The organism is Chryseobacterium sp. CFS2, assembly GCF_036543225.1.
Lineage (GTDB): Bacteria > Bacteroidota > Bacteroidia > Flavobacteriales > Weeksellaceae > Chryseobacterium > Chryseobacterium culicis_A.
In genome coordinates, this window is sequence record NZ_JAZHQU010000002.1 from 28320 (window position 1) to 55207 (window position 26888).

Below are 26888 nucleotides of genomic sequence, written 5' to 3' on the forward strand. Positions count from 1 at the left end.
AGAAACTAATTGAAAATTAACTGTATATGAATGCTATATTATTTTTTATAAAGAGTTCATCAGCTCTTCTGTGATTTCCATGTTGTGGTAAACGTTTTGCACGTCGTCATCCTCTTCGAAACGTTCAAGCATTTTCATATTAGCTTTGAACTGTTCTGCATTAACTTCTTTTGTATTGTTTGGAATTCTTTGAAGTTCTGCACTTTTTGCTTCAATCCCCAGATCATCTAACTTGTGAGATAGCAAACCGAAATCTTCAAAAGCAGTTGTAATCATTACTTCCTCTTCGTCTTTTTCTACGTCTTCAGCACCGCCATCAATCATTTCCATTTCAAAATCATCCCAATCCATTTTGATCTGAGCCAAATCAATTGTGAAAATTCCTTTTCTGTCGAAGATAAATGCCAGTTCACCATTTTTCCCAAGGTTACCATCAAACTTATTGAAAACAGCTCTTACGTTGGCAACCGTTCTTGTTGTATTGTTTGTAGTACATTCTACAAAAAAAGCAACACCACCTTGTCCGTAACCTTCATATGTGATTTCTTCATAGTTCTCAGCATCAGCACCACTAGCTTTCTTAATTGCACGTTCTACATTATCCTTAGGCATGTTTGCTCCTTTCGCATTCTGGATACATCTTCTCAGGGCCGGATTGGATTCCGGATCTGTTCCACCAGCTTTTACAGCTAATGCAATATCCTTTCCTATTTTAGAGAATGTTTTGGCCATTTTATCCCATCTGGCCATTTTAGACGCTTTTCTATATTCAAATGCTCTTCCCATTTTAATTTTTAAATTTCCAACAAAATTACTCAAAAGTCAACAAAAAAAAAATACCTCCAATCAAATTGGAGGTATTCATTATTTAGAAAAATTAATTATTTTTTCTTTTTAGCAGCAGCTTTTTTCTTAGCTGGAGCTTTTTTAGTAGCTTTTTTAGTAGCTTTTTTCGCTGGAGCAACAACATCAGATTTCTGATATTTGTTCCATTCGCTGTCATCACCAATGTATCTAACAGTTACTTTTCTATCAGCTTGTCTTTCAGCATCAGAAGCAGATTCTGCAACTTTAGCATTTTGCTCTCCAATACCAACTGATTTTAATGCGTTGATATCTACACCTCTTGCATCTAAAGCAGCAACTACAGAAGCAGCTCTTTCTTTAGATAATTTCAAGTTGTAAGCATCACTTCCTTTTTTGTCAGTTTCACCAACTAATAGGAATCTACCACCATCTTTCTTAATGATTTCAGAAGCAGTATCTAAAGCTCCTTTAGATTCAGGCTTGATTGTAGCTTTGTTGAAATCGAAGTATACACTCTTAAGGTTTTTCTCAACATCAGTAGCTGTTACTTCTTTTGGTTTAGGACATCCGTTGTATTCTGGAAGACCTGGAACAGTAGGACAAGCATCATCTTTATCTAGGATACCGTCACCGTCTGTATCTGGCCAAGGACAACCATTGTTTTCAGCAGGACCTGCTACTGTAGGACAAGCGTCATCTTTGTCGATTACACCATCACCGTCAGTATCTGGCCAAGGGCATCCGTTGTTTTCAACTGGACCTGCCACTTCTGGACATTGATCGTCTTTATCTGGAACTCCGTCACCGTCAGTATCAGGACATCCTTGGAATTCTGGTAAACCTGGAGTATCTGGACAAAGGTCATCTTTATCTAGGATACCATCCTTATCTCTGTCTCTGTTTCCAAATCTGAATAAGATAGAAGCAGAAGCTTGCCAAAAGTTAGCAACAGTAGATTTGTCACCTGGAGTTGATACGTAATCTCCTTGTACACCAAGACCGAAGTTTTTAGTTACCCAGAAGTTAGCACCAGCACCTGTAGCTACAGTAAAGTGGTTAGCTTTACCGTTTTCATTACCATCCTTACCGTTAGTTACAGTTTCGATTGCGTTACCGTTAGCATCAACAGATGTTCTAGGGAAAGTAAGAGCTGTATAGTCATGTCTTAAGTAGTTAGCACCAACTCTTAAATATGGATCAAACCAAGATTCTTCGTTCCATAAAAGACCTGCAGCGTGAGCCTGGAAACCAAGACCTGTCATTAGGAAAAATTCTTTCCCCATGTTGAATCTTTTGTTTTCAACATTTCCAACAGAAGTTTGCCAGTCAATTACTAAACCTTTACCAACGTTTCTAGCAACTGTTAACTTAGATAGTGGAGGTGTAATAGAAAAGTTGTTCACATTGAACATACTTTTTGTCAAATTGTTAGCAGAGAACGTATTACTGAAGTTACCTCTTGCTGCTACATGGTTTTCAGCATGAGCACCAACTCCGATTAACCACGGATTGTTGGTAGTCTGTGCGAAAACAGTAGAGGCAACAGTAAGCGCCAATGCTGAAATTCCTAATTTTAGATTTTTCATAGAATTAAATGATTAAATAATTGATAATGCAAAATAAATATAATTTTTCTTTATATACAAAGTTTTTCAAATGATTTTTAACTTTTCTTTAATATTCTGTCGAGGTTCCGTTTATTTTCTCTATCTTTTATTGCTTCCCTTTTATCGAAAAGCTTTTTCCCTCTACCAAGCGCTATCAGCACCTTCGCTTTCCCTCTTTCAGTGATATATAATTTTAAAGGTACTATGGTGTTCCCAGCATCCTTTAACTTTTTTTCAAGTTTTTGTAATTCTTTTTTGTGCAAGAGCAATTTCCGTTCCCTTTTTGTTTTATGATTGTAAAAAGTTCCTAATTTATACTCATCAATCATCATGTTGATGATGTACAATTCCCCATCAATAAACTGACAGAACGATTCTGTTATAGATGCTTTGGATGAACGTAAAGATTTTATTTCTGTACCCGTCAAAACCATTCCGGCTTCGTATTCTTCAAGAATTTCATACTCAAAGCGGGCTCTTTTGTTTAATATGTTAACTGTTTTCTCAATCTTCATCATTTTAAAATTTCGTTAATGAAATATATAAAAAATACCATACATTTAAAAACTTGACTATTATAATATTACAAAATACCCAAATTCTTTTCGTATTTTTGCGCCAAATTTACAAAACTATATGTTAACAGTATCTAACTTATCTTTACAATTCGGGAAAAGAATTCTTTTTGACGAGGTAAATATTATGTTTACCAAAGGAAACTGCTACGGAATCATCGGAGCAAACGGTGCGGGAAAGTCTACATTCCTGAAAATATTAACAGGAAAGCAGGATCCTACAACAGGACACGTATCTCTGGAACCAGGGAAAAGAATGTCAGTTTTGGAGCAGGATCACTTTGCTTATGATCAGTTTACTGTTCTTGAAGCGGTCTTAAGAGGTAATAAGAAATTATTTGAGATAAAAGAGGAAATGGATGCGTTATACGCAAAAGAAGATTTCTCTGACGAAGACGGTATTAAAGCCGGTGAACTAGGTGTAGTTTATGATGAAATGGGAGGATGGACAGCAGAATCTGATGCTCAGACGATGCTTTCTAACGTAGGAATCACTGATGATATGCACTGGCAGCTGATGGGTGAACTCGAGAACAAAGACAAAGTAAAGGTTCTTTTGGCTCAGGCACTTTTCGGAAATCCTGATGTATTGATTCTGGACGAGCCTACCAATGACCTTGACATTGATACCATCTCATGGTTGGAGGATTTCCTTGCAGACTATGAAAACACAGTAATTGTTGTATCTCACGACCGTCACTTCTTAGATACGGTTTGTACACACATTGGTGACCTTGATTATTCTAAGCTTAACCTTTATACAGGGAACTACTCTTTCTGGTATCAGGCATCTCAGCTGGCAACAAGACAAAGAGCTCAGGCAAACAAGAAAGCTGAAGAGAAGAAAAAAGAACTTCAGGATTTCATCGCCAGATTCAGTTCTAACGTTGCTAAGGCAAAACAGGCTACTGCAAGAAAGAAAATGATCGACAAATTAAATATTGACGATATCAAACCATCTTCAAGAAGATATCCTGCCATTATTTTCGAAATGGAAAGAGAGGCCGGGGATCAGATTCTAGATGTAAAAGGTCTTGAGAAAACAAAAGATGGAGAATTACTATTCTCTAATATTGATTTAAACCTTAAAAAAGGAGATAAAGTAGCTGTACTTTCTAAAAACTCTTTAGCAATTACAGAATTTTTTGAGATTCTAGCCGGAAATGTTCAGGCTGACAAAGGAACTGTTGCTTGGGGAGTTACTACCAATCAGTCTCACATGCCTTTGGACAACACCAATTTCTTCCAGGAAGACCTAAGTTTAGTGGACTGGTTAAGACAGTTTACAAAAAATGACGAAGAGCGCCACGAAGAATTCGTAAGAGGATTTTTGGGAAGAATGCTTTTCTCAGGTGACGAGGCTTTAAAATCATGTAAAGTACTTTCAGGAGGTGAAAAAATGAGATGTATGTTCAGTAGAATGATGCTTCAGAAAGCTAACGTTCTTTTACTGGATGAACCAACCAACCACTTAGACCTTGAAAGTATCACCACTTTGAACAACTCTTTATCCAACTTCAAAGGAAATCTTTTACTGGCATCTCATGACCACGAAATGCTCTCAACAGTCTGTAACAGAATCATTGAACTGACTCCTGCAGGAATCATCGACAGAGAAATGACGTATGACGAATACCTTGCTGATAAAAAGGTAAAAGAATTAAGAGAAAAAATGTATTCTTAATCCGAACAACATTAAAATCTATATAAAAATACCTCAAAGCTGTGCTTTGAGGTATTTTTGTTTAAACAATAAATAAAATAATTATTTCGTCAATTTTGCTGTAGGTAAAGAAACCGTTCCCGGATCTTTCCATAACCCTTCTTTTTCAGCTTTCTTTTTAACAGCCTCTGCCCTTTTATTACTATCCGGGTGAGAATTGAACATTTTCTCAAAATTCGTTTGTGTACTTCCTTCTGAAAGTAAAGCTAGCTTTTTGAATGCCGTATAAGCTCCTACTACATCATATTTATTCGCTTTCATAAAATCATAAGAGTAAGTATCTGCTTCCGACTCCTGTTTTTTACTGTGGGAAGCATCTAAAAATGCATTGGCCATCTTTCCTACCTGAGTTTCATTAAGAGTAGCTACAGCAGAAGAAGCTGATGATGCGGCATCTAAAGCAGCAGCCTTCAGGTAAGCTGATTTCATCGCATCTTTGGTATCCTGATTTTTTACGTGACCTATTTCGTGTCCGATTACAGCGAGTAATTCATTATCAGTCATGATATCCATTAATGAAGAGAATACACGTACGCTTCCGTCTGCACAGGCAAATGCATTGATATCTTTCACTTTATAGACTTTATAGTTTAAGTTCAGACCGTCCTGAGATTTGTGTTTTCCAAACAATTTGTTCAGTCTCACAGTGTATGGATCTTTTGGTCCTGCTACAGGGTTATTTTTATCCATCCAATCTACAGATTCTTTGGATAATTTGATCGCATCTTCGTTGGTAAATGTTAAGGCTTTTGCACTATTTGAAACCATTCCGGCAGCTTTTCCGAGGTTAATTTTCTGTGCGTTGATCGAATACGCAGCCCCCACTAAAAGAAGGCATAGAGTAATTTTTTTCATAGTCATTTAAAATTTGGAGCACGAAGGTAGCTTTTTTTTAACAATTATTAAGTCAAAACTTCGTTTCAGTTCTTCACAGAATGCTATTTTTTTTCCTTATTTTTGTGAAATGAGTCAAAAATGGATTTACAAGCCTGAACCCGATGAGGAAGTTGTGGACAGACTAAGTTCGTCACTTGGTTTTGGTACTTTTGAATCTAAAGTCCTCGTTCTTAGGGGAATTGACAATTATCAAAAGGCCAGAGAATTCTTCAAACCTAATCTTAACGATATACACAATCCGTTTTTAATGGCAGACATGCAAAAAGCCGTAGAGCGTATTGCCACTGCAATTGAAAATGGTGAAAAAATATTGGTATATGGTGACTATGATGTGGACGGAACCACAGCAGTTGCCTTGATGTACCTATACCTCAGCAAAATTGTTGAGAAAAAATATCTGGACTATTATATTCCGGACAGAAATTCTGAAGGGTATGGAATTTCCACGGAAGGAATTGATTTCGCCAAAGAAAATGGTTTTTCATTAATCATTGCTCTCGACTGTGGAATTAAGGCAATTGATATGATCAACTATGCCAGTAATCTGGATATTGATTTTATTATTTGTGACCATCACCTTCCGGGCGAAGAGATTCCCAATGCAGCCGCTGTACTTGACCCTAAAAGAAGTGACTGCCGATATCCTTTCAAAGAACTTTCAGGATGTGGTGTTGGTTTTAAACTTTGCCAGGGACTTAATACAATCTATAAATTACCGGATGCAGAGTTATTTGAACTGACAGACCTGTTGGCCATCTCAATTGCCGCAGATATTGTTTCCATGACAGGAGAAAACAGAGTTTTGGCTAAAATGGGATTAAAAACCCTCAGAAAAACCAGAAATCTTGGTTTAAGATTATTGATCCCTGAGGATAAGCTTTCTCATTTTGAAATTTCCAATATTGTTTTTGAAATAGCTCCTAAAATTAATGCTGCAGGACGAATTTCTCATGGTAAAGCAGCCGTAGAACTTATGGTTTCCGACAATCTGAAACATGCGAATCAGATTGTAAATGATATCATGAACCTTAACGATGAAAGGCGTGAACTGGATATGAATTCCACACTTTCAGCCCTGAATCAGATTATAGAATCCCAGCAAGAGACCAAACATACCACCATCGTTTATCATCCTGAATGGAATAAAGGAGTAATTGGTATTGTAGCCTCCAGACTTATTGAAACGTATTACAAACCAACTCTTGTATTTACCGATGGTAATAATGGGGAAATGGTAGCTTCAGCAAGATCTGTTTCTGATTTTGATGTACATGAAGCGCTGGATATGTGTTCTGAATATTTTCTTAAATTCGGAGGTCATCATGCTGCCGCCGGACTTTCGATGGAGAAAGATAAGTTTGATGCTTTCAAGGAAAAATTTGAAAGAATTGTTTCTGAAAAAATCAAAGAGCATCAAAAAGAACCATCTATTACTATTGACACGGAAATTAAAGTTGATGAGATCAACAGAGAGTTTATCAATTTCCACAGAAAGCTGGCACCCTTTGGACCTCATAATATGAAACCTATTTTTACATTAACGGACCAGAAGCTTTCCGGGTATGTAAAAACAATGGGAAAAGATAATAATCACCTGAAATTTTATATCAGACAGGAATCTACGGGACGAAATATTGAATGTGTAGGATTCAAACTGGGACAGTTTGTTGAGGATTTTAAAAATAAAAATTTCGATCTTGCTTTTACCCTGGAAGAAAATCACTGGAAAGGCAATGTGACCCATTATCTCAATATCAAAGATGTAAAATTCAGAGAGTAACTGAGGTTGCAGGATTTAAGTTGCAGGCAAAATCAGAATCAACAGGAAACTCTGTCAACCTAAAAACTTGATTTCCTTGTTTATATTTTAAAGTACTATCACCTATTATCAGCTACCTACTCCCTAACAAAAAATGAAAAAAATCGGTTTATTTTTCGGATCATTCAATCCTATTCATATCGGGCATCTTATTCTGGCCAATTATATTCTGGAAAATTCTGATATGGATGAGCTTTGGTTTGTGGTAAGTCCACAAAATCCGTTTAAAGACAAAAAATCTTTACTGAATGACCATAACAGACTTGATATGGTACAGCTTGCCGTAAAGAATTACCCCAATATGAGAGCTTCAAATGTTGAGTTCTCCCTTCCTAAGCCTAGTTATACTATAGATACCCTTACTTATCTTCATGAAAAATATCCTGATTATTCTTTCAGTCTGATTATGGGAGAAGATAATCTGAAAGGCCTTCACAAATGGAAAAATTCTGATACGCTGATCAAAAATCATCATATCATTGTTTATCCGAGAGTATTTGAAGGAGAGAAAAAAGATTCTGACTATTTACAGCATGAAAATATCTCTCTCATCAAGGCTCCGGTAATAGAACTTTCCGCTACAGAAATCCGTAATATGGTCAGGGATGGTAAAAATGTAAGACCTATGCTTCCACCTGAAGTTTTTGAATATTTGGATGGTAGCAGTTTTTATAAGTAATTTTGCAAATCAGAAATGAGAGGCTAAAAACTGAAAGCCGGAGAAAGACTCTTACCTTTTAACTCTCACCTCATAACTCAAGAAATGGACTTCATCGAAAAACTTTTCTCAAAATATTCTCAGGAAAAAATTATCAAATGGTTTAAACAGATTTGTCTTGCAGAAGCCATTTCATGTCTTTTACTGTATGGTGTTGCGATGATCTGGATACGATATGATGAAAATTTATATTCTATTATCTTCATCAGCGTTATTGGCAGTTTACACGGATTATTTTTCACTCTTTATCTTTTGCTCTGCCTTCCGGCAAGAAAAATTTATAATTGGGATGATGAAGATTTTGTTTTTGCTTTATTATCTGCATTCTTCCCTTTTGCAACGGTTTGGGTAGATAAAAAGCTAGCCCGATTCGACAGAGAATAAATAATAGATATATTACATAAAAAAAGGACCTTTTCGGTCCTTTTTATTTTTACTACGATGATTAGAAATCCCGTTTCACATGCCCTGTTGCTGTGAAGGTATGATTTCCTGAATTATCGGTGTATGTTCCATTAACGGTAAAATCAATGTAGTCTCCTAAAGCTCCAAAAGAAGTTATATCGACAACCAAATTTCCATTATTTGATGTAATAGAACCTCCAGAAAATTCGAACCCGTAATATGAAGTAAAGCTTGCTGCCACTCCCGTCATATTGTTTTGGGTCATAAAGAAAGTGGGGCCAATTGGATTTATAGAAATTATTCTTAATTGTTTAGCTGGCAGATTAGGTGATGTAGAAGTAAGCCCTGTCCATTGCGCATTGAACGGTCCTGACAAATTAATAACAGGCTGATTATCAATTTTATAATTTATAAATTCATTCACAGAATTACAAGCCATGATATTCCCCAAATTTACTGTCGTAGATGTGGCCGTGAAAGTAACATCATTGGTACTCAATAAATTAACGTTATCAAATCCTTCATATCTAAACTGTGGATTTGGTGTACATGAATAAGTATTGAATGTAAAACCTCCGTTATTATCTACCGGGACTGACATATACTGGAAATAATTTGTACTTACTGTTGGTTTCAATTCTACATAACCATCACTCACATTGGCATTGGCACATGTTTTCAGAACTCCCTGAATGGTGTAGTTGGTAGATGCAGAAGGGTTTACAACAATATCTGAAATAGTCGTTATGACTCCAGTTGAAAACGGGCCTACGTTTGATGCATAAATTACATTGTTACAAACATCATAAACTTTTAAGCTAAGAACCTCACCTGCCGGAACAATTCCATAGACCATTCCTGCATTATCTGTCATCCCGTAAGTTTCATATGCTTGAGAAATTCTCATTAAAGCTACCTTAACATTGGGCAAAACCTGCCCTGCTGCATTTTTTATTGTTACTTTCAAGGTTGCCTGTGAAAACTGTGCATCACAATTCCACCAGGAAAAATGACTTACTGTTCCTACATAGGTATTTCCCATCTTTGTTGCAGAGCCTTCTTCTTTCCACATTCCGGTGTCTTCATTATAGGACCATAATGGTATTGTGGCTGGTGAGCTGGACGTTTGTGCAGCATCTACCGGAACAGTAATTTCTGCGTTATGGCCGTTTGCAATCTGAAGATTCTGCCCGGAACTTCCTGTTAATTGTACATGGAGCATCCCAAAAGTTTCCATCACTCTGGCATTTCCTGCTGAGTTGGTTGCCAAAAAAGATCCCGGCATTAATTCATTAAGATATGGGTTGGATGGTGCCAGGTGAAAAACTCCCACGCTCACATTTCCTGAATAGGTATTTCCGTTGGCATCTTTAAAACTTCCATCGAATTTTACTTTAGTTCCGTTAGGTAATGAAACGGTAGAGATAGAGCCTGTGGCAATTGTAGCTGTTGTGGTTACAGGAATCATCATGATATTCACTCTATTTATTCCGTTGGTAGGAACTAAAACCCGTGATGCATTTACAAAGCCTGCTTTTGTTACTTTTACATGGGCAAAATTTTCTTTTACCGAAGCATTCTTCAAGGTAAAAAGGCCTTTAAGGTTAGTTGTTGCCGTATTAGCTCCAATGGTAACTGTTGCTCCGGAAACCGGATTTCCGCTTGTATCAAGAACGAGACCCTGAAAATTCTTTTGTGCTGTATTCCCAAAATTATAATTAGATGGAGAATCTGATGGTTTTTCATCTATTTCTACGAAAGATTCACTTTTACAGGAAAATAACAAGATAAAGAATAAAAATAAAAGGTAAAATTTTCTCATATGGCATTAATTTTTAGTTTTCACTAAATTAATAATAAAATACCATCACCTACCTATTTTATTATTTTTCTTCATTTTAAAAAAAAAAATCTTCATTAATTTTTTGGTTTGATGTAACAATTAACATCAGTTATTTGTCTTATTATACAGAAAGGTTAAGCAAGCAATATTTTTAATGTAATTTTTATTAACTGATAATCAATTAATTATAATTATTCAAAAATATTTTTAAGTACTTTGTATTGCATGATACTTGATTTATTATATATCTTTGCAATGTTAAATAACTAACCATACAAGCTATTAATTAAAAAAGAATAATCATGAAGACTCAAATTCTTATTGCAGCACTATTTTTCGGTGGACTTATCACTGCCCAGCAGAAAAAAGACAGTATGAAAGTAAATGCTATTGATGCAGTGAATATCAAGAAGCAGGTTTTCAAAAAACAAGGAGACCGTTTGGTATATGATGTAGCTTCTTCATCTATTGCCAAAGGAACAAACACCTTTACTCTTTTAAAACAAACTCCGATGATTTCCAGTATTGATGGAAAAACGTTGAAGATCCTGGGAAAAAATGATGCGATCATCTATATCAACAATAAGAAAACCAATATGGATGCTGAGGCATTGATTGAAATGCTGAAGTCTACTCCATCTGAGGATATCCAGAAAATTGAGGTGATTACAGTTCCGGGAAGTGAATTCCAGGTTGAGTCTAAGGAAGGCGTGATCAATATTGTAATGAAAAAAAGCAAGAACAACGGGTACAACGGAACGTTGAAAATGCAGAATGAGCAAGCTTATTACAATAATCCCAATGCTGGAGCTTCATTTAATTTCAGACAAGGAAAATGGTCTGGGAATTCTAATTTCAGAATGGGAAGCTGGACAGACAGACAGAGATATACGTTGTCAAACGGAGATTCTACTTTCAAAAATGAATCTTTTGGATTTAATGATGATCCCAATAAAAATTTTGGAGGAGGCTTCAATGTTGATTATGAGATCAATAAAAAACACAGTTTTGGATTCTCTTACAACATGAGATATAATAAAAGTTTCAATTCTGTACTGGATATTACGAACTGGCAAAACGGCGTTTTAAATAACAGAACGGTCAATAATGAAGATGCACAGACCAGAAATCATTCTTTCAATTTGAATTATGAGATGAAAACAGATTCTCTGGGAAGTAAGCTTACCTCAAACGTTTCTTATTTATGGTTCAACAGGGATAAAGTAAGTTTCAATGAAAGTTTTCCTTTAACAAATGACACGATCAACAAATACTCCGCATTACATCAGGCTGTACCACAAATCATTAACAACTACGCTGCCAATATAGATTATCTGAAAAAAACAGCAAAGGGTTCAACATGGTTAATGGGAATCAGCTACAATCATACGAACACGGATAATGATACCAAACAAGACAAATTAATAGGTGGTGATTTTGTGATAGATCCTAAACAAACCAATCACTTCATTTATAAAGAAAATATACTGGGTATTTACCTGAACTATGAACGTAAACTGACTGAAAAAATATCCGGAAAAATAGGAGCCCGCTACGAGATGACCAGAAGTACCGGAGAGATTCTGGAAAAAACAGGATTCGAAAGAAACTACAACAATCTTTTACCTTATCTGAATTTAAATTATGCCATCAATTCTGATCATAATCTGAGTTATACTTTCTCAAGCAGAATCCGAAGACCAAGATTTTGGGAACTCAACCCGTCCAGAACCTACTTCACTCCTACGAATTATACACAGAACAATCCATTTGTTCTTGCTTCAAAATTTTATAATCAGGAGCTGAACTATATGTACAAAAATGCATTCTATGCCAATCTTAGCTTTAATATGGTGGAAGATGCATCTGCTTCGGACATGCTTCCGTTACAGGGAACTTTAACCACTCCAGAAAGGGATAAAAATGGAAATATAGTCTATGGCCCAGACGGAAAAATGATCATGAAAACAACAAGATTTTTAAGATATATAAGAACCAATTACGGTAAAAACAGAGAGCTCGCTCTTACGCTGGGAATGAACAAATCATGGTTCAAAGACATATGGACAACCAACTATTCTGTCAATTTAGGCTATGTTACCTACAAAGGCGGAGTATGGGAAGATCCAACTTCTCAACTGGGTCAGTACGAATCCGAGTCACTGGATCCTTATATCATTGATGTAAAAAACTACAATATGTCTGCAACGATCAATAACGTCATCAGGCTTTCATCTAAAAAAGACTGGTTCTTAGGAGTTAATTACTTCTTTGCAACCCAGACCGCAATGGAAGGAGGTATGATAGGCGCCAGACAAAGCTTTGATTTCAGTCTAAAAAAAATTGCAGGGGACTGGACGATTGTAGCGGAAGTGAGTGACTTATTTAATCAAAGCTTCTACAGAGTAAGAGGAGTACAGCCTAACGGAAAGTTTAATAATATCACCAACTTCAATTATCCAAGGCTCATGAGCATCGGTGTTACCTACAATTTCGGAAATCAGAAACTGAAAAAAGCAAGGGAAATGAAATCTGCGAATGATGCTGTAAAATCAAGAACCTAATCTATACAACGTATCCCACTAAATCCATTCTTAAATAAAAACAACATGAAACGTATAATTTTGTCAATGGCCATCGTATTTGGTACCTGCGCATTTGCTCAGGAAAAGAAATCTGATACGGCAAAAACAAAAAATATAGAAGGAGTTACCATCACAAAACAGGTTTTTAAAAAGCAAAGTGACCGTTTTGTATATGATGTAGCAGCATCTCCTGTAGCCAAAGGAAATACCACTTTTGATCTCCTTAAACAGACTCCGTTATTATCTTCCACAGATGATAAAACATTGAAAATTGCAGGGAAAAATAATGCACTGATCTATATCAACGGAAGAAAAAGCAATATGGATTCCGAATCTCTGGCTCAGTTTCTGAAAAATACTCCGGCTGAAAACATCCAGAAAATTGAAGTGATTACAGTACCCGGAAGTGAGTATCAGGTAGAATCATCTGATGGGATTATCAATATCGTTTTAAAGAAAAAAATGAGTGACGGTCTCAACGGAAACATGAGAATGTCTAATACTACCAATAAATATAACGGAAGCCAGGCAAGCTTCTCAGCCAACTACAGAAAAAACAAACTGGGAGTAAGCGCCAGTCTTAGTGGTGGTGAAAATATTGAGGCACAAACTTACACGTTAAGAAACGGAACAGCCAAGACTTCTAACGAATCTACGGGAGATATTAATGATCCGAATAAAAACATCGGGGGCTATCTGAATATTGATTACCAGCTGAACGACAAAAGCAATCTGGCTTTATCATGGAATACCTGGGCTAATAAAAGTTACAATTCAACGGTAGCTTTGTTTAATACCATAAAAAAAGAAAATGCAAAAGAACCAGAATATACATGGTCCAAAAACAAAGAAGATGCGCGATCTTATAACAATTCTGTGAATTTAAATTATGAATTAAAAACAGATTCATTAGGCAGTAAACTGAATGTAAATGCAGCTTATCTTAACTACAGAAGATTTCAGTTCACAGATAACCAAACCTTCGCTTCGGATATTGACAGAGTTGTAGGGACAAGAACAAGACAAGTCATTCAGGATCTTCCACAGATCATTAATAACTTCTCCGGAATGGTGGATTATAATCAAAAGTTTAAAAATGATCTGACAGTATCTATAGGTGGAAATTACAACAAAACCAAAACAGATAACGATTCTAAAAACACTACTTATTCTTTTAATCCCGTAAAAGCTCCGGATTCAAGACCTAACCATTTTATCTATGATGAAAATATCTACGGAATGTATATTACCGTTGAGAAAAAAATTTCCGACAAACTTTCTGGAAAAGTAGGAGCCCGATACGAGATTACAAACAGTTTGGGAACTTCTGACAACGCTCCCACAGAAGCTCTTAGAAGAATTGAAAGAAATTACAAAAACCTTCTTCCCTATCTAAGCCTGAACTATGCGATTAATGATAAAAACAATATCTCTTATTCCTTCTCTAGCAGAATGAGAAGACCAAGTTTCTGGGAACTTAATCCGGTAAGAAACATCCTGACAGATGATAATTATACTCAGAATGACCCATTTGTAAAGGCCTCTTCCACCTATAATCAGGAGCTTACTTATATGTACAAAAATTCATATTTCCTGATTTTAAACCATTCTTATATTCAGGATGCGATCACACAGGTTCCACTGCAAGGTTATCCTGTATCACCTGAAGGTAAAATAGGAGAAAATCCTGCTTTAAGGTATATCAGAACCAATTTTGGGAATAAGCAGGAAATGTCCGCAATGGTAGGTATTCAGAAATCGTTTTTCAAACAATACTGGACAACCAACTTTAATATTGGGGTGCAGCATAATATTAACAATGGGAGTCTTGATACTGACCCTACTACCGGAGACCGCTTCAAAGATGATAAAGGACCTGAAGGAAAATTTATTACCTACACCAATAAAACAAATTCTACCAGCCTTCTGATCCAGACCAACAATACCATCCGTCTTGATAAAAAGAAAACATGGTTCTTCGGACTTAATTACTTCTTTGTAGACAAGCAGCAGATTGAGCTTGGTTCTTTGAAAAATTTAATGAGTTTAGACCTCAGCCTTAAGAAAATGTGGAACGACTGGACTTTTGCAGTGAATGTAAATGATGTTCTTAATACCAACATCGTTAAAATTGAAGACTTCCAGGAAAACGGAAATTATAATTACATCCACCAAAACCGTTACAACAGAAGTTTAACAGTAAGCCTTACCTACAATTTCGGAAATCAGAAAGTAAAAAAGGTAAGAGACATCGAAGGGGCTTCAGATGCTATCAAAAGCAGAACAAGATAAAAAGAAATTTCTTTCTTCATATTCAATTATTCTTACAGTATCCGCTGATTCTTTTCAGCGGATTTTTTATATTTAATAGTTATGAAAAAAGATGTACCTATTATTTTGATTTGCCTGATCTTACTTTTTACATGGAATGGCTGTAAAGAAAAAAAGATAGAACTGGGCAAAGATATCCACTTTGATAAAGAAGAAAATATTCATTATGGAAACAGCCCGGAACAGATTATGGACCTCTATATTCCCGCCAAAAAATCTCAGGGTAAAAAAGAGGTGTTCATCATTATTCATGGTGGAGGCTGGCGTAGTGGAAATAAATCACAGCTCACCCTCTTCACCCTTTCTCTAATGCAGAAGTTTCCTGATCATGTTTTTGTTAATATGAACTACAGACTGGTTTCAGAAACCAATTATGGACTGCCTAATCAAATGAATGATATTAAAGAGGTTTCCGCTTTCTTAGAAAAGAAACTCAGGTACAACCCTAAATTAATATTATTAGGAAACAGTGCCGGAGGGCATTTATCCATGCTATATGCTTATAAATTCGACACAGATAAAAGGATAAAAGCAGTTGTTAATATTGTTGGCCCTGCTGACCTTTCCGATCCAGGCTTCAAAAATTATCAGGAATATTCTTTTGTGGAAAGAAGATTGGTAGATCCTAATGTATCAGGACTTGGAATATCCAGAATAGATTTTGCCAGTCCTGTTAAATGGATAAATGAAAATTCTCCTCCTACTCTATCTTATTACGGCAATTCGGATCGTGTGATTCCTTCTACTCAAGAAAAGATCTTAGATTCAACTTTAAATAAAAATCAAGTTATCCATGAATCTTATCAATTCAATGGCGGACATCTGGATTGGGATAAACAACCCAATGATCAATTTCTTATAGATAAAATTGAAACTTTTCTTAAAAAAACAGGCAAAAAATAACACGTTCTGATATTTCAAAACGTGTCATTTTTTTATCTTTTAAATTGATTTATTCAGATTTTGCCACAGCTGTTCTTTCGGAAACACCATTGGCGTTGAAAGCTTCAATCTGGAAATAGTAAGCATCCGTTCTGTCTGCTCCCGTGAAGAAATATTCATTCTTTCCGTAGACCATAATGCTTCCGTACAATTTATCCGGAGTTTTTCCAAAATAGATTACATAGCCGTCTGCTTCAGGATTCTGCTGCCATTTCATCCAGATACTTCTTCTTTCCCCATATTTTTTAGGATCGGCTCTTAAAGGTACGAAACCCTCTACTTTGGCAGGCTGCTTTCCGGCTCCTTTTCCAAATACTCTAAAACCGCTTAATGCAAATTTCCCGGTAGGCATTTTCATGTTTTCCATTTTAAGGAAACGGGCTTTTGCGGGTTGCTCCAATTCAACATAGTCGTGCGGAACATCTTTCGTATTCTTGCTTTTATCCACAATCACATTCCATTTCTTCCCGTCATTAGATCCATAGATTTTATACTGATGCATTTTTCCCAAAGTTTTCCCCATAAACTCTGCATCCTGATCTGCATAATTGATCTGAATGGCATTAATAGTAGAAACTTCACCAAGATCAGTCTGGAACCATTCTCCTGAATTTCCTGTTTTAGCACTCCAATAGGTCTTGATATCTTCATCCACAGCATAATTGGACTGATATCCTCCTAAAGTAGATGAAACCTGCACCGGTTTATTATAATTCAGCAGCATCCATCCGGCAAAAAGACCTTTTGTAAAATCTTTTCCCTGAGCATACTGTGGAAGATAAGTTGGATAATCTCCATAAGCCGTATTACAGTACATTACATCGTCTTTATCAAAACCTGCCGGCCAGATTCCCAGCCTTCTTTCAAAATTATTTTTGGTGGAAATAAAGATGGTTGAAATATGCCACCAGTTTTTATAATTGTCTTCAAAAGTAGCTCCATGGCCTGCTCCTCTGGCAAAACCACCCGGTTTATAAGAAAATGGATTATGCTGTTGGTATTCGAAACCTTCCAAAGGATTTTTACTTACGTATACTCCATCGGAATATCCACTGAATTCTGTTGCGGGAGCACCATACTGCATATAATATTTACCGTTATGCTTCGTCATCCACGCCCCTTCTACAAAAGGCTGAAGAAAGACATTGTCATTGTATTCCCCGAAACGTTCCCAGCCATGGTCTTCAGGTTTCAGTTTAAGAATGGGTTTTACAAAACCTTCAGACTGAAGATTTTTTACTTTCACCTCTGTTCCTAATAAAGGCCATTCGTTGCTTGAGCCCCAGTAGAGGTATAATTTATTTTTATCTTCATCATAATGAAATGCCGGATCCCAAGCTCCTACTTTTAGCGTATCCACTGCAATTTTCCAGTCATCTTTGGTTGGGTTTGTACTTTTCCAGATGGGAAAGTCCTGTTCCCACGTGGAACCATAGACATAGAGAGTATCTTTCATTGCCCAGACAGCCGGAGCATTAAGATCATGGGTATATTTATTATCTCTGAGGAATTTCCTTTTTACAAATTTCCAGTCCAGCATATCATCGCTATACCAGTATCCTTCCTGGTTTGTAGAAAAAAGAAACAGTTTATTCTTAAAATTAACAATTACCGGATCTGCTGTAGCACGGTGTTTTCCCTGTTTTGAAAAAACTTCGAAAGGAGTATAACCATAATCAATGTTAATAGGATTACAGAACGTTTTCTGCTGGGCTCCTACAATAATTCCAAGAAAAATTGCTAATGCCAGAAAATATTGTCTCATTTTTAGATTTTAAAGATTATCGCAAAGTTAGCTAACTTTTTTGGGTTTTCTCCAAATAAAGCCATCCAGGAGATAATGAGTAAGTTGTGGAACGACCAGCAATGGAATGAGAAACTGAAATAATTTTTCTGACACCATTATATTGAGGGAAAAATGTTCATTCCACACTAAAGTTTCCCATAAAAGTTCTTCCAAAAAGGCAAAACCTAAAATAACTCCTACAAACAAAAATATTCCTGAAGCGGATTTAAAAATAGACATCCAGTTCAGCTGGGGATTTTCTTTTTGTTTGATTTCCCGGATATAGATCAATGCGACATAAGGAATTCCGTGGGAGACGACATTGAGAAAAGTAAAAAGAAGATCATTGTTAAAGTAAACAATCCCAAAATACCAGGAAAGGAAAGTTCCGATGATCAATGCTGTTTTAGGAATATTAATATTCTTTGTTTTAAAAGCTTCAAAAGCAGTTTTAATCACCCAAATGGTAAGAATGGTGAAATATACTATGGTCATCAAAGGGACATAATCTGGAAGATTTTTAAGCCAGTCAAACTCATTGCTGACAAACCATGTAAAAGCACGCGGTGTTTTAAACCAATACAGCATGGGATAAATGGTAGCAGAATAAACGGCCACCTCATCTATTTTCTTACTCCAGTTATTTAGTTCGAAGCGGGCGTAGATTCTCATAAAACCATATTGCTGGCGTATAAAATGAAAAACAGCTACCAATGCAAGAACTGACCAGAATGTCAGGCTTCCCAATTGAAACAGAATAATTCCCAATATCCAGCTCACAAAGGGAATTCCCAGATAAAGCAGTTTATTTTTCTGAATTTCACCTTTTACAAAATACGTTTTGAACAGGGTGGAATATACGTGTGCCACATCCACAAAAACAATCAGAAAAAGCCATGTGTAAAAAGAATAATGGTTTTCCAGCCCCTGAATCTGTTTCTGAAAAAGAAAAATAATCAGCAGCACCACGAAAGGCGGTGATAAAATAAACCACCAGTCTGTTTTTGCGTTATGTATCCAGGGTTGTTTCATCGTATCATTTTATATCATTTGGCCCGCAGTCCGGATTCCCTGATAAAAGGCTTCTTCAAAAATAGATATTCCTGAAAGATCAGAATGGGCAAAGAAAATTTTATCTTCAATAGGTTCTTTTGCTGTTCGGGTTTCTTCTCCAAAAATCTGGTTAGGAACTGGTGCTATCATAGCATGTCCTATTTTATGGAACTGCATTTCCAGAATAAAATCTTCTATCAGAGGGTGTGCTTTCTTCAGATCATTTAAAACTAAATCTTTCAGTTCAGCGTCTTTCATGGCATACAGCTTTTTTCTTGCTTTTCTGCAATCTCCAGTTGAAAAACTCTTATAGTGGGTAATTACTTTTTCACCCATAATCTGGTTAAGATTCTGATGCTGATCAAAGATATAACCCAATCCGGAAGATCCGTAGATTACGTTATCCCAGGCCAACTCTTCATCTCCTCCGAATTCATTCTTCAAAGTAATGGTTGTTAAAAGCCAGGGTACATAATTGAATGACGATGCCTTTTTATGATTTAAAATTCTTTCATTGACAAACTGAGGTGATGCAAACAGTACTTTATCAGCAATGATCTTTTGGGTTTTCTTTTGTGTATTGTCAAAACTCAGTACCTCAACTTTATCATTGAGTTTTACCTCAAAGACAAGATTACCGGACAAATGCTTTCCTTCAGTATATTTTGAGAAATGTTTTGCCAGCCTTGCATTGCCTTCCGGCCATGTAAATACCTGATCTTTGTATTGGGTGCTCCAGTTATTTTTTCTTCCGGCGAAATAATGAATTCCAGCCCATGCCGAGACATAATCTATTCCTAATCCGAAATCGTCTCTGCAGGAATAGTCTAACAGCCAGAGAAGTTCTTCGGAGTGATAGTTATTTTCTTTGAGCCAGTCTTTGAAAATGAGCTTTTCAAGGTTTACAGCCTCATCATCTCTGCTTGAATCATGTACCGGAATGGCAAACCAATATTTCCCCTGTGCATCTTTCTTTACACGCAGTTCATCCATCAGTTTAAAAAAGCGGCTGATCTCTTGCTGTGTTTCGGGGGAAATACCTCTTTGGGGAACGATATCGTTTTGCCATGAGTTTTTATAAAACAGCCTTTCCTGTTGTGGAAAAGTCATTTGGTATTCATCAAGAATGGGTTCTCCGTTCTTATCACTTCCAAGACAGATTCCGCATTCTTTAAGAAATTCTATGATTTCTATGTTCTCTTTATTGGGTAAAGGCAGGTAATGCGCACCTAAAGGAAATTTAGAAAATGAATTTTGTCCGTTTGAAGAATTTCCTCCCAGATGGTTTTCCATTTCAAGGAGAAGGTACTCATTTTCGTTATTCAGGTTAAAAAAGCGACATGCCGAAAGCCCGGAAATCCCACCACCAACGATAAGATATTTTGTGTGGATAACTTCAGAAAACGGTGGAAAATCTTTTGCCCAAAGCTGATGCCCGAGAACATGATTTGTACCTGTTATCTTCAGTAATAATGACTTTACCTTCTTTCCACAATACTGGAGAAAAGGGAACATAATACTACCTAAAAATATAGTTTTAAGAAAATCCTTTCTACTGTACTTTTCCCCACTCTTCATCAAAATAACGAACTAATATCTGGTTGTCCAGACGGTTAACTTCTACGTCTTTCACTTTCATATCTTTATTAAAATAGGACATCTGTGAAAAGTTGTAATCATAATATTTTAACCCAGGAATTTTTCTGTAGATCCTGTTGTTGACCGGTTCAAACGAAGCCATAGAAAATCCCCATTCCCCAAAAGACGGAACATAGGTGTGATATGCGGCTGTGAAAGGAAAAATCTGATTGATCGTTTTTTCTATACACCAGAAAGATTTCGGAGCAAAATAAGGCGAGGTGGTCTGAACCACAATTTTCGTATCAAGAGTCGTCAGTCTCTCCAGTTCTTTGTAAAACTGCAGGGAATAGAGTTTTCCCAAGCTGTAATTGGATGGATCGGGAAAGTCGATGATAATGACATCAAACTTTTTTTTGTTCTCTTTAACCCAAATGTAAGCGTCTTTGTTGATGACTTCCACTTTAGGATTGGAAAAAGAACTTTGGTTCAGTCTGCGCATGGTTTCATTGGTCTTGAAAAACTGAGTCATTTCACCATCCAAATCCACAAGCGTTATTTTTTTAACGTCTTTATATTTCAATACTTCTCTTGCAGCAAAACCATCTCCTCCTCCCAGAATCAGAACATTATCAATATTTTTTGCCATAGACATCGCAGGATGTACCAATGCTTCATGATAACGGTATTCATCAGTGGATGAAAACTGTAAGTTGTTATTTAAATAGAGACGAAACTCATGCGTATTTCTCGTCAACACAATTCTCTGATAGGGAGAGCTTTTGGTATACACTACATTTTCACCATATAATTTTTCTTCGGAATAAGATAAAATAGTATCTGAGAAAATGAAAAGTCCCAGCAGAAAAACAAAGGCAGCAATAGACTTTACTTTTAAGGAGAATGGTTTCGACAATTCTTTTTTAAGGTAGTAACATAGAAATATGGCAATAGAGATATTAATCAATCCGAAAAACAAAGGCGTTTTTACAATTCCCAGCTTCGGAATTAACACCAATGGAAAAAGAATCGAAGCCAGTAAAGCTCCGATATAATCGAATGCAAAGACATTTGAAACTAAATCTTTAAACTGCACTCTGTCTTTCAGAATGTTCATCAAAAGCGGAATTTCTACTCCAACGAGGCATCCTGTGAAAAAGACAAAAAGATAGAGAACGCTTTCAAAATGGGCAAGGGTATTGAATAAAATAAACAGTACAACAGAACTGATTCCGCCCACTATTCCTACAAGGATTTCGATTTCAACGAATTTATCAATAAGATTTCCCTTGATGAATTTCGCAAAGTAAGAACCTACTCCCATTGAAAACAGATACACCCCGATAATGAAAGAAAACTGCTTTACAGAGTCTCCTAAAAGATAGCTCGCCAGGGCTCCGGCCACCAATTCATAAATCAATCCACATGTAGCAATGACGAATACTGAAAACAATAAAAGCAGCTCAAGAGGAATCCTCTTCTTATCCATGAATTGCAGCGCTTATAATCATTGAAATTCCGATGATAAATGCTCCGAAAACAATAGCCAGTGCTATATTTTTGTTCTGAGCGATCTCATGCCATGTTTTTTCCGGGGTAAGTTTTTCAATAATGAAATAGCATACCAGCAGAATAGCGATTCCCAGAAATGAGTAAAGTACCGAGTTTAATATGGGTAAGAAATTGATGTTGTCCATAGTTTTATATTTTTATTTGTGATAGTATCTGTAGAATCCAACTCCTCCTCTGGAGTGGCTTTTTGTAGTTCCGTCGCGGTATGTTTCTGTTTTGGCACAGTCACAGACCTGATTTCCCTGGTAGGTAAGGTATACAAACAGGGTTATGAAAAATCCTCCGATCAGGCAGAGCATCAGGTTTTGTCTTATGTAACTTAAAATATTGTTCATCATGATGTAGAATAAGGGGTGTTTGAACTGTTCTTCCATTTCTTCACATTAAAGGAATGTTTTCCCATAAGCATCGCTACAAACAGAATAATCATTATGAATAAAATAACTCCGAAATTCCAGAATGAGACAGGAAGCCAGGTTGCTTTGATCTTAACATCATTGTTTGATGCAACAATATCCGTTGTAAGCTTTAGTCCTTCAGCATTGATCAGGGAATCTATTTTTGAAGTTCCAAAGGATGCTTTCACCAGTTTACCCAATTCTGTGGTATCTTTTTCAAGGGTTCTTCCGTCTATGAAAGTGGTAGATTGTGCTGTATAGAGATCAGTAACATCCAGAACCCCGGATTTATCCCTGGAGATCAATACTTTCGAATCTGACGACTGAAGACCGGAAAATGCAGGTAATAATGATCCTTCTTTTTCAGCTGAAATAAGGAAATGATATTTTCCCGAGCTTACTCCACAGAGGTTGAATTCTTCCGACTGATTTCCTTCCGACCAGCTTTCGCCATCTTCATAACCGTGGTATTGTTCAATATCTTTTGAAGTATATACCACCTCGTTAGTATTCTCATTCACAAGACTCAGCTGAATATTCGCCCATGAATTATCAACCGCTGAAAAAGCATTGACTTTTAATGGTGCTGAGCCGCCCGAAAGGGTAAAGCTTTTACTGACAAGCTCTTTATCTTTTACATCAGCGAAGTTGATCGACTGCTCAAAAACAGTTTCGTTTGTTCTTGAGATATAAACATACAACTGAAGCAGACATATCATTAATGCTGCTACACAAAAGATGTTTAAAGCCTGTTTCATATCGAAATAATAAGGCTGAACGATTCCAACTCCTGTATAATAGGGCATATTAGCTATTTTAAAAGCTCTTTTAACCTCATATTTTGAAATATGCACCCCATAAAAATACTGACTTTTTTTGCTGCTCTTCTCCTGAGAGATCATGCGTGTTCCGTTGACGTATTCTTTATAGGTAGCAATGCTGAAATCCAGATGTTCATCAAAAAAACCGGCGGCGGCCTCAATGCTGCATTGAGAATTTTCGTACCAGCGATACGTTCGCCCGGCATAGGTTGGTAATTTCGAGCTTTTACTTTTAAAATCGTCAGGATGCATTGGAATCAGGAAAACCCAATGCCCATCACTTTCGCTCAGGAAAGCATCATTTCCTTTGCTGTCTTTGAGATAATATTCGCGCCAGAAAATACTGGAACCATACCGCTTGACAATAATGGCAACAACAGTATATTCTTCCTCTCCTATTTTTCCTTTTTGCCCGACATCCAACGCAACGTTTTCTGTAGGGACTTTCAAATGTTTAATTTTTTTGTTTTCAGCTACATCAATGAGATGAGAACAGGTATTGCAAACATATTCTTCAACAGGAAAAGTGAGGTCTAATTTATTTTCTGATTCGCATGCTGGGCAGACATAGTGCATTTGTTATCTGTAAATTTTGTGTTTCTGAATGGTATTAGCTTTAAAATACTGAACCACCTCATCTGCAATCTGCTCTACTTTTGTGGTATTGTCCTGTGAATAATTGCAAAGGAAAACATCAAAAGTAAGCTGTTTAAACTCCGGCCACGTGTGAATACAAAGGTGAGATTCTTTAAGGATTACTGCGGAAGTAAAGCTTTCATTTTCAAAAATATGATTGGTTACTCCTACAATTTCCACCTCTTTGGTTTTCAGAATTTCTTCTGTAAACTCGAGAAAACCTTTGCTGTCTAATAACAAATCTTCTGACTCTGTTTCCAAAGTCAGAAGAATATGTAAACCTTTACTTGATAATGGGTTCAATTAATTTTTTCGTAAATATATTATTTTTTTGGAAGAAAAACCTCAGCAAGCATACATCTTGCACTTCCTCCTCCATTTACTTCAATGGTATTCAGGTCTGAATAGATAATTTCGCAGTATTTTTCAATCGCTGCCACCTGATCTGCAGCTAAAGACTGGTAAGCAGTCTGGCTCATTACCAGGAATTTCTCTCCGTCTTTGTTTTGAACCTGAAGCATATTTCCCGCAAACTGCTGCATCTGCTCTTCTGAAATTTCTATAATTTCTTTTCCGGAACCTTTAATAGTTTCTGTTACTTTTTCTCTTTCCAGCTCATCATCAATACAGTCCAGGCAGATTACGACAAACTTATCCGCTACACACATCATGACATTGGTGTGGTAGATCGGAAGTCTTTCTGTTCCTACCGTCTGAAATGAGTGAAAAACAACCGGAGTGAACCCGAATTTTGTACAGAATTCTCTGAACAGTTTTCCATCCAGCCTCAAAGAAACGGAACCGTAAGCAATTTTATTATCGTGATCGAAAATCATACTTCCCGTGCCTTCCAGGAAATGTCCCTGAGTTTCAGGAAAAGACCAGTCATCAATTTCAGCGACTTCAAAGCCCTGATCTTTGATACTTTCAATAATATCTTCTCTTCTTTCCACTCTTCTGTTGGAAGCGAACATCGGATATAAAACTACTTTCCCGTCTTTATGGAAACTTACCCAGTTGTTTGGGAAAATAGAATCCGGAGTATGAGGATCCAACGTATCTTTTATCGTGATTACATTGATTCCTTTTCCTCTCAGTTTTCCAACAAAGGTGTTAAACTCTGCCAAAGCTTTCGACTGGATATCAGAACCCGTTTGTTCTACCTGAAAGTAATTGTTTTTCGCTGTTTCAGCGTTATAACCGAATGCAATCGGTTCTATCATTAATACTGTATCTGTTGTTTGCATTTATTCTAAGTTTGAGGGTGATAGCGTATGAGTGTTTGAGTGTTTTCACAACGGTTTATCAATTATTTTCTTCCTTTTTAATCGGAGAAAATGAACACCATTTTTCTGACTGACTCATCATATTAACTAACATTCCTATTATTTGATTATATTCTTTGTGCAGATGATCATACTGCTCTTCATTTATATACTTACAAGCAAAAGCGAATTGAAGCCATGTTTGGGTTTCTCTTGCTTCTCCCTCTGAATCCGTAAGCTTAGCGATGAAGGATTTTTCATATTTTCTTTTTCCCCAAGCCTCACTAATATTTGCAGTTACAGATCTTGATGATCTTCTTATCTGATCTGTAAGTGAATAAAGTTCTTCTTTCGGGTAGGATTTTGAGAATTCATAAATCAGTTGTGCTGTTTCAAATGATTTTTGATAAACTTTTAGGTCCTGATGAAATTTAATTGTTGACATACCTAATATTTGTTTAAAATTAAAAAAATATTTAAACCCACCAACACTATAACTCCCAGACCTTAAAACACTTCCACTCTCAAACCCTAAAACATTCCCACTCAATTATTCTCTCACAAGCGGCATTGTAGAGCATCTCAACAAGCCTCCCATTTTAGAGATTTCTCTGTAAGGAATTTCTTCAACGGTCATTCCCCATTCGTTTCTCAGGTGATCATTCATTCTGGTGAATGCTTTGTCTGAAACTACTACATCAGGTGAAATGGAGAAAATATTCGGAAACATTTCAAACATTTCTTCATCATTGATGTGGAAACAGTTTTCTTCTCCGAAAATATCAATGATTAAACGGTAATCGCTTTCATCCACAAACCCGTTTTTATAAATGATACATTTGTCTTCTCCTACCGGATTAAATGTGCAGTCCAAATGCAGAATACCTTCAAACGGAACTTTATCGTTTTTTTTCAGTTCCAGATCAATGATTCTTTTCTTTGGAAAATATTCTTTTAAGATTTCAATGGCATACTCGTTGGTTCTTGCCGTTTTATAGTTTCTGTAATCCTCGCTGAAGCAGGTTCCGATAAAAATAAAATCATTCCACACAATTACGTCTCCTCCTTCAATGTGTGCTGTTTCCGGAAGATTAATGATCTTTCTCCATGCTACTTTTTCAAAAACGCTTTTGTATGCTTCCTGCTCGTCTGCTCTGTCTGCGATCACATTAGAAATGATCATTTTGTCATCAATTACAAAGGCTACATCTCTGGAAAAAACCTGGTTGTAGTCTTTGATGATACTTGGACGCAGTACTTCAACGCCATACTTTTTTAACACTGCTTCAAAAGCATTCATTTCATTGATAATATCCTCTTCTTTAGGATAAATGTTGTGTTCGATTGAGTAATATGACTTTGCGTCATAACTTTCCTCTAGGGTGGGAACTGCTCCCAATGAATTAGGCTGGCCTAGAACTACTGACTTCAGCCTCCCCGTTTCGTTTTTAATGTTTAGTCTCATAAAGATTTATGCAATACTACAAATATAAGTAAAGGTCTCTATCTGTAAAACTTTTGCATTAT

At 36.4% G+C, this 26888-nt stretch carries 23 protein-coding genes; 7 read left to right on the forward strand and 16 right to left on the reverse strand.

Annotated elements, in window-relative coordinates:
• Nucleotides 1–45: 45 nt before the first annotated feature.
• The 3 genes from ODR02_RS03510 to smpB all read right to left on the reverse strand — a co-directional run bounded on the left by ODR02_RS03510 (nt 46) and on the right by smpB (nt 2929).
• Entirely contained in the window at nt 46–786 is a 741-nt protein-coding gene (locus ODR02_RS03510; RefSeq protein WP_105683368.1) for a YebC/PmpR family DNA-binding transcriptional regulator, read from the reverse strand.
• A gap of 95 nt (nt 787–881) precedes the next feature.
• Nucleotides 882–2393, reverse strand: a complete 1512-nt coding sequence (locus tag ODR02_RS03515; protein ID WP_209786139.1) for an OmpA family protein — start codon at nt 2391–2393, stop codon at nt 882–884.
• Nucleotides 2394–2470: 77 nt separating this feature from the next.
• Complete coding sequence (smpB, locus tag ODR02_RS03520) at nt 2471–2929, reverse strand: SsrA-binding protein SmpB (RefSeq protein WP_105683426.1); 459 nt, start codon at nt 2927–2929, stop codon at nt 2471–2473.
• Between the two features lie 121 nt (nt 2930–3050).
• Here smpB and ODR02_RS03525 point away from each other — a divergent pair, with 121 nt between their 5' ends.
• Complete coding sequence (locus ODR02_RS03525) at nt 3051–4673, forward strand: ABC-F family ATP-binding cassette domain-containing protein (protein WP_209786140.1); 1623 nt, start codon at nt 3051–3053, stop codon at nt 4671–4673.
• Between the two features lie 81 nt (nt 4674–4754).
• Here the strand turns inward: ODR02_RS03525 and ODR02_RS03530 are convergent, their stop codons facing one another.
• Entirely contained in the window at nt 4755–5567 is an 813-nt protein-coding gene (locus tag ODR02_RS03530; RefSeq protein WP_209786141.1) for a M48 family metalloprotease, read from the reverse strand.
• 109 nt (nt 5568–5676) lie between these two features.
• Here ODR02_RS03530 and recJ point away from each other — a divergent pair, with 109 nt between their 5' ends.
• The 3 genes from recJ to ODR02_RS03545 all read left to right on the forward strand — a co-directional run bounded on the left by recJ (nt 5677) and on the right by ODR02_RS03545 (nt 8530).
• The gene (gene recJ, locus ODR02_RS03535) at nt 5677–7389 is read left to right on the forward strand and encodes a single-stranded-DNA-specific exonuclease RecJ (protein ID WP_209786142.1); all 1713 of its coding nucleotides are present in this window, start codon (nt 5677–5679) and stop codon (nt 7387–7389) included.
• A 133-nt stretch (nt 7390–7522) separates the two neighbouring features.
• Nucleotides 7523–8107 (forward strand): nicotinate (nicotinamide) nucleotide adenylyltransferase, encoded by a 585-nt coding sequence (gene nadD / locus ODR02_RS03540; RefSeq protein WP_209786143.1) that lies wholly within the window; start codon nt 7523–7525, stop codon nt 8105–8107.
• 84 nt (nt 8108–8191) lie between these two features.
• The gene (locus ODR02_RS03545) at nt 8192–8530 is read left to right on the forward strand and encodes a DUF3817 domain-containing protein (protein ID WP_079240268.1); all 339 of its coding nucleotides are present in this window, start codon (nt 8192–8194) and stop codon (nt 8528–8530) included.
• Nucleotides 8531–8591: 61 nt separating this feature from the next.
• Here the strand turns inward: ODR02_RS03545 and ODR02_RS03550 are convergent, their stop codons facing one another.
• A complete protein-coding gene (locus ODR02_RS03550; protein WP_309511640.1) occupies nt 8592–10373 on the reverse strand; it encodes a carboxypeptidase-like regulatory domain-containing protein in 1782 nt (593 codons plus the stop codon).
• Nucleotides 10374–10696: 323 nt separating this feature from the next.
• Here ODR02_RS03550 and ODR02_RS03555 point away from each other — a divergent pair, with 323 nt between their 5' ends.
• The 3 genes from ODR02_RS03555 to ODR02_RS03565 all read left to right on the forward strand — a co-directional run bounded on the left by ODR02_RS03555 (nt 10697) and on the right by ODR02_RS03565 (nt 16213).
• Nucleotides 10697–12958 (forward strand): outer membrane beta-barrel family protein, encoded by a 2262-nt coding sequence (locus ODR02_RS03555; protein WP_309511641.1) that lies wholly within the window; start codon nt 10697–10699, stop codon nt 12956–12958.
• Between the two features lie 45 nt (nt 12959–13003).
• Nucleotides 13004–15271 carry a TonB-dependent receptor domain-containing protein gene (locus ODR02_RS03560; RefSeq protein WP_309511642.1) on the forward strand — a complete coding sequence of 756 codons (2268 nt, stop codon included), beginning with the start codon at nt 13004–13006 and terminating at the stop codon, nt 15269–15271.
• A gap of 81 nt (nt 15272–15352) precedes the next feature.
• Entirely contained in the window at nt 15353–16213 is an 861-nt protein-coding gene (locus ODR02_RS03565; protein WP_309511643.1) for an alpha/beta hydrolase, read from the forward strand.
• Between the two features lie 49 nt (nt 16214–16262).
• Here the strand turns inward: ODR02_RS03565 and ODR02_RS03570 are convergent, their stop codons facing one another.
• The 11 genes from ODR02_RS03570 to ODR02_RS03620 form a co-directional block, all read right to left on the reverse strand.
• Entirely contained in the window at nt 16263–18017 is a 1755-nt protein-coding gene (locus ODR02_RS03570) for a discoidin domain-containing protein (protein ID WP_309511644.1), read from the reverse strand.
• 27 nt (nt 18018–18044) lie between these two features.
• Complete coding sequence (locus ODR02_RS03575; RefSeq protein WP_309511645.1) at nt 18045–19070, reverse strand: hypothetical protein; 1026 nt, start codon at nt 19068–19070, stop codon at nt 18045–18047.
• A 9-nt stretch (nt 19071–19079) separates the two neighbouring features.
• Entirely contained in the window at nt 19080–20606 is a 1527-nt protein-coding gene (locus tag ODR02_RS03580; RefSeq protein ID WP_309511646.1) for an NAD(P)/FAD-dependent oxidoreductase, read from the reverse strand.
• Nucleotides 20607–20643: 37 nt separating this feature from the next.
• Nucleotides 20644–22158 (reverse strand): polyamine aminopropyltransferase, encoded by a 1515-nt coding sequence (locus tag ODR02_RS03585; protein WP_309511647.1) that lies wholly within the window; start codon nt 22156–22158, stop codon nt 20644–20646.
• The gene (locus tag ODR02_RS03590) at nt 22151–22366 is read right to left on the reverse strand and encodes a DUF350 domain-containing protein (RefSeq protein WP_045491052.1); all 216 of its coding nucleotides are present in this window, start codon (nt 22364–22366) and stop codon (nt 22151–22153) included. Before ODR02_RS03590 ends, ODR02_RS03585 begins: the two co-directional genes overlap by 8 nt.
• 12 nt (nt 22367–22378) lie before the next feature.
• Complete coding sequence (locus ODR02_RS03595) at nt 22379–22579, reverse strand: hypothetical protein (protein WP_209786152.1); 201 nt, start codon at nt 22577–22579, stop codon at nt 22379–22381.
• Nucleotides 22576–23910 carry a DUF4178 domain-containing protein gene (locus ODR02_RS03600; RefSeq protein ID WP_309511648.1) on the reverse strand — a complete coding sequence of 445 codons (1335 nt, stop codon included), beginning with the start codon at nt 23908–23910 and terminating at the stop codon, nt 22576–22578. The genes ODR02_RS03595 and ODR02_RS03600 overlap by 4 nt, the downstream gene beginning before the upstream one ends.
• Nucleotides 23911–24039: 129 nt before the next feature.
• Complete coding sequence (locus tag ODR02_RS03605; RefSeq protein WP_105683354.1) at nt 24040–24399, reverse strand: S-adenosylmethionine decarboxylase family protein; 360 nt, start codon at nt 24397–24399, stop codon at nt 24040–24042.
• Nucleotides 24400–24419: 20 nt separating this feature from the next.
• Complete coding sequence (gene ctlX, locus ODR02_RS03610) at nt 24420–25343, reverse strand: citrulline utilization hydrolase CtlX (protein WP_309511649.1); 924 nt, start codon at nt 25341–25343, stop codon at nt 24420–24422.
• A 58-nt stretch (nt 25344–25401) separates the two neighbouring features.
• Nucleotides 25402–25806, reverse strand: a complete 405-nt coding sequence (locus tag ODR02_RS03615; protein ID WP_209786155.1) for a four helix bundle protein — start codon at nt 25804–25806, stop codon at nt 25402–25404.
• 105 nt (nt 25807–25911) lie between these two features.
• Nucleotides 25912–26826, reverse strand: coding sequence for a dimethylarginine dimethylaminohydrolase family protein (locus ODR02_RS03620; RefSeq protein WP_209786156.1), 915 nt, complete (start codon nt 26824–26826; stop codon nt 25912–25914).
• Nucleotides 26827–26888: the final 62 nt, after the last annotated feature.